The following is a 4,363-nucleotide window of genomic DNA, read 5'->3' as shown; positions in this document are numbered from 1 at the left end:
CAGACGTGCTGTAGGAATGCGGGTCATGCGGTTCTGGTATACCTGACGCGCTTCTTCAAGCACCTTCAGGATGCGCTGCTTGGTCAGTGCCGACGCAAAAATAATGGGGAAATCGACAAACGGAGCAAAACGCGAACGGATGGCGTCTTCGAACGTCTTCATCACCTTTACCGTCTTGTCCTCGACCAAGTCCCATTTGTTCACCACTACGACCAATCCCTTCTGATTCTTCTGGATAAGCGAGAAGATATTCAGATCCTGACTTTCGATGCCACGTGTAGCGTCGAGCATCAGAATACAGATATCCGAGTTTTCAATCGAACGGATGGAACGAATCACCGAGTAGTACTCCAAATCTTCAGTCACTTTGTTCTTCTTGCGGATACCGGCAGTGTCTACCAGATAAAAATCGAATCCGAATTTATTGTAACGGGTATAAATAGAGTCGCGGGTCGTACCGGCTATCTCTGTCACGATGTTACGGTCTTCGCCAATGAAAGCGTTCACAATGGACGACTTTCCTGCATTGGGACGACCGACAACGGCAAAGCGGGGAATATCTTCATCGAGAATCTCGTCGGACTCTTTCTTGAATTTGCTTACAATCAGGTCCATCATATCGCCCGTACCGCTACCTGTCATAGCCGAGATACAGTAAGGTTCACCCAAGCCCAAGCTATAAAATTCGGGGGCGTTGTATTGCAGTTCGTTATTATCAGTCTTGTTGGCTATCAGCAACACCGGCTTTTTGGCACGGCGCAGAATAGCGGCTACGTGCATATCCAGGTCAGTCACACCGTTCATTACATCGACTACGAACAGAATAACATCTGCTTCGTCGACAGCCATCAGCACCTGTTTACGGATTTCTTCCTCAAAGATATCATCCGAATTGACAACCCATCCACCGGTATCTACTACCGAAAACTCACGCCCCAGCCATTCCGATTTGCCGTATTGGCGATCCCGTGTAGTTCCGGCTTCCTCGTTCACAATCGCCTGGCGGGTTTTGGTCAGACGGTTGAACAAAGTCGATTTTCCCACATTGGGGCGTCCTACTATTGCTACTAAATTTCCCATAGTTTTTCTTGTTTTTGCGACTATCCCAGTCGTATGAATACTAATCCAATTGATAACCGAAGTTACGCAATTCCTTGTCCGAATTACGCCAGTCCTTATCAACCTTCACAAACGTCTCCAGAAAAATCGTTTTTCCGAAGAACTTTTCCAGATCACGGCGAGCCTCGGAAGCAACCTTCTTCAAAGCCTTTCCCTGCTTGCCTATTATAATACCCTTCTGCGATTCACGCTCTACGTAAATCACCGCATTGATGTGTATCTTCTTATCATCTTCCTTGAACTGCTCTACCACTACTTCGACAGAATAAGGGATTTCCTTGTCGTAATACAGCAGAATCTTTTCGCGGATAATCTCGTTGACAAAGAAACGTGCGGGCCGGTCGGTCCACTGGTCTTTATCAAAATAAGGAGGAGAATCGGGCAGAAGTTCCTTGATACGCTTCATCACGTAATCAACATTGAATTTGGTTGCAGCCGAAATAGGAATAATTTCCGCTTGCGGCAACAATTCCTTCCATGCCTCAACTACCTCAACCAGTTTCTCCTGATTAGTCAGGTCTATCTTGTTGACAAGCAAAAGTACCGGTACGGTCATCTTTGCCACCTTTTCGACAAAGTCGTTATGCTTGTCCGGCGTCTCAACTACATCGGTGACATAAAGCAACACGTCCGCATCGGCCAGAGCCGAGGTCGAAAAATTCAGCATGGACTCCTGCAACTTATAATTCGGTTTCAACACTCCCGGTGTATCCGAAAACACAATCTGCATATCATCCGTATTATAGATACCCATAATGCGGTGACGGGTGGTCTGAGCCTTGAAGGTAGCAATCGAAATCCGCTCGCCGACCAAGGCATTCATCAGCGTAGACTTGCCCACATTCGGGTTGCCTACAATGTTTACAAAACCTGCTTTATGCATCGTCTTTCATGTTTTAGAATTGAGACAAAAAAACGCATCGAATTAAAAATAGGATGCGTTCTTTTTATATTATTCATCAGCAGTATGTTCAGGAAAAAATCAAGAACAAAACACTAGCTATTGCTTCTTTCCATCATATCCCCACTTCATATAAAGGGCACCCCAAGTAAATCCGGCACCAAATGCAGTGAAAATAATGTTGTCACCTTTCTTCAGTTTCTCTTCGAAATCCCAAATACAAAGTGGCAGTGTTCCGGCACTTGTATTACCATATCGTTCGATGTTGATCAGCACTTTCTCGTGAGGAACTTCCAAACGATGGGCTACTGCATCAATAATACGAAGATTGGCCTGATGAGGAACTACCCAATCGATTGTATCTTTTGTCAATCCGTTCTTCTCGGCAAGTGCAGCACTAATATCCGACATGTTCGATACAGCATACTTAAACACGGTACGACCTTCCTGATACAAGTAATGCATATGGTTGTCTACCGTAAAATAAGAAGCCGGACAAACAGATCCACCTGCTTTCAAATGCAGGAAAGGCAAACCCTTACCATCTGTACGCAACATTGAATCCATGATACCTACATCTTCCGTTGTCGGTTCCAGCATGAAAGCCGCAGCACCGTCACCAAAGATAGGACAAGTGGCACGGTCGCTATAATTCACGATCGAGGACATCTTGTCGGCACCTACAATAATGATTTTCTTGTAACGTCCCGAACGAATGTAATTGGCAGCTGTCTCCATCATGAAAAGGAATCCGCAACAAGCAGCAGACATGTCATAAGCAAAAGCTCTTTTCAGACCCAGCTTATCACACAAAATGGATGCAATAGAAGGAAACTGATAGTCGGGAGTAGAAGTAGCTACGATAACCAAATCAATATCATCGGGATTAGAACCGGTACGTTGCATCAGCTGCTTGGCAGCTTTACGCGCCATATACGAAGTTCCGAGTCCTTCTTCATTCAGGATATGTCTTTCCTTCACTCCGATACGAGTCATGATCCATTCATCGTTGGTATCCACCATTCTCGACAACTCATCGTTAGTCAGAATATAATCGGGTACATATCCACCGACTCCTGTTACTACAGCATTTATTTTTTCCATCTAAATATCTTTACTAATAAAAAGTACCAACACGAAGTAGTGCCTAAAAAGGATCGGTCACCCCACCCTTCTTAGACACACTATATACATGTTCAAGTACAAAATCATTCAGAATTTGCCGAAATTATACGGCAGCCTCTTTCTCAATAGCCAGCTTACCTCTGTAATAGCCACATGCGCTACATACAGTGTGATATACATGCCATTCACCACAGTTCGGACAAATAGCTAATGTAGGAGCTACAGCTTTATCATGAGTTCTTCTCTTTGCAGTTCTTGTTTTTGACTGTCTTCTTTTAGGATGTGCCATTTTCTTCTAATCTTTAATTGTTATCTAATATTTTCTTTAATTCATTCCAACGCGGATCAATCGGCGTTTCTGTTTCTTCTTCCGTCAGTACATCATCTTCCGGAATGAAGGCATCTTCTTCCTCCTCATCCGGAGTAGTACGTAGATGCTTTCTCAATTTACTGCTCATCGCCTTATTGCATTTTCCGGGAGCATGAACATGCTTCATCGGAATAGCCAAAGCTACAAATTCGTACATGAACCATGCTACATTAATTATCCCTTCATCTTCTGGAATAACGATCAGGTTTTCACCTTCTTCGGCATATTCATGTCCAAACTTCACCAGCAACTTGTCCGTTGAGCTCACTGGCTGCTCCATATCATCCAGACAACGGTCACAAGGCACCCACACCATCCCGTCCGTCTGAAAATTCAATTCAAAAGCACGAGATGTTTTTCGTACAACTAACTCTACATTGACTTTACCCTTCTGAACTTCAGGCCCGTCAATGTTAGCAAAGAAAAGGTTATCCAAAACAAACTCATACTTACAAGAGTCTGCCTGCATACCTTTCAAGTCTATTTTGTATTTATCAAACTTTCCCAAAGCTTCTTTTGTTTATTCGGGCGACAAAGATACAAATAATTATCCTCATAATGTAGCATTTAGGGGTAAAATATTCTTTTTTATACTGATTTTACATGCTTTCCATAATAAAAACGTAAGTATCCTATTCATATTAGATATGAAATAAAGTACAAAAAAGGATCGATATGTATATTACATAATCATGCTTAGCACCCATTCCTGCATTTCTCCCATGATTGCATATGCCTTTCTATTGTAATCTCTCTTTCTAACTATCCTTCTAAAATTCCCCAGTTATCCCCAGCGAGTGCACTAACTGGTGTACCGCCAGTGCAGTAGTCAGTGCACTCGCAGTGCA

5 protein-coding genes are annotated in these 4,363 nt (G+C 43.3%); all 5 read right to left on the bottom strand.

The genetic code is table 11. From position 1 onward, the window contains the following. Window positions 1-1,080 (bottom strand): ribosome biogenesis GTPase Der (gene der, locus QVP67_RS14915; protein WP_288180287.1); only part of this gene is annotated, 1,080 nt, incomplete at its 3' end. Window positions 1,081-1,120: 40 nt separating this feature from the next. After that, a complete protein-coding gene (gene era, locus QVP67_RS14910; protein WP_022164348.1) occupies window positions 1,121-2,002 on the bottom strand; it encodes a GTPase Era in 882 nt (293 codons plus the stop codon). Between the two features lie 117 nt (window positions 2,003-2,119). Then, window positions 2,120-3,124, bottom strand: a complete 1,005-nt coding sequence (locus tag QVP67_RS14905) for a beta-ketoacyl-ACP synthase III (RefSeq protein WP_022164346.1) — start codon at window positions 3,122-3,124, stop codon at window positions 2,120-2,122. 124 nt (window positions 3,125-3,248) lie between these two features. After that, on the bottom strand, window positions 3,249-3,434 hold the full coding sequence (gene rpmF / locus QVP67_RS14900) for a 50S ribosomal protein L32 (RefSeq protein ID WP_022164345.1): 186 nt from the start codon (window positions 3,432-3,434) through the stop codon (window positions 3,249-3,251). Window positions 3,435-3,447: 13 nt separating this feature from the next. Continuing rightward, entirely contained in the window at window positions 3,448-4,023 is a 576-nt protein-coding gene (locus QVP67_RS14895) for a YceD family protein (protein WP_022164344.1), read from the bottom strand. Between the last annotated feature and the right edge of the window lie 340 nt (window positions 4,024-4,363).

This window comes from Bacteroides sp. CAG:633, from assembly GCF_000435115.1.
GTDB classification, from domain to species: Bacteria; Bacteroidota; Bacteroidia; order Bacteroidales; family Bacteroidaceae; genus Bacteroides; species Bacteroides ndongoniae.
Note: the sequence above shows the minus strand (reverse complement) of the source record. Positions and strands in the feature narration are given on the sequence as shown.

What these genes read in the sequence shown, in the direction of transcription:
- rpmF (WP_022164345.1), bottom strand. Translation starts at nt 3,434, where the DNA reads ATGGCACATCCTAAAAGAAGACAGTCAAAAACAAGAACTGCAAAGAGA.
- QVP67_RS14905 (WP_022164346.1), bottom strand. Translation starts at nt 3,124, where the DNA reads ATGGAAAAAATAAATGCTGTAGTAACAGGAGTCGGTGGATATGTACCC.
- era (WP_022164348.1), bottom strand. Translation starts at nt 2,002, where the DNA reads ATGCATAAAGCAGGTTTTGTAAACATTGTAGGCAACCCGAATGTGGGC.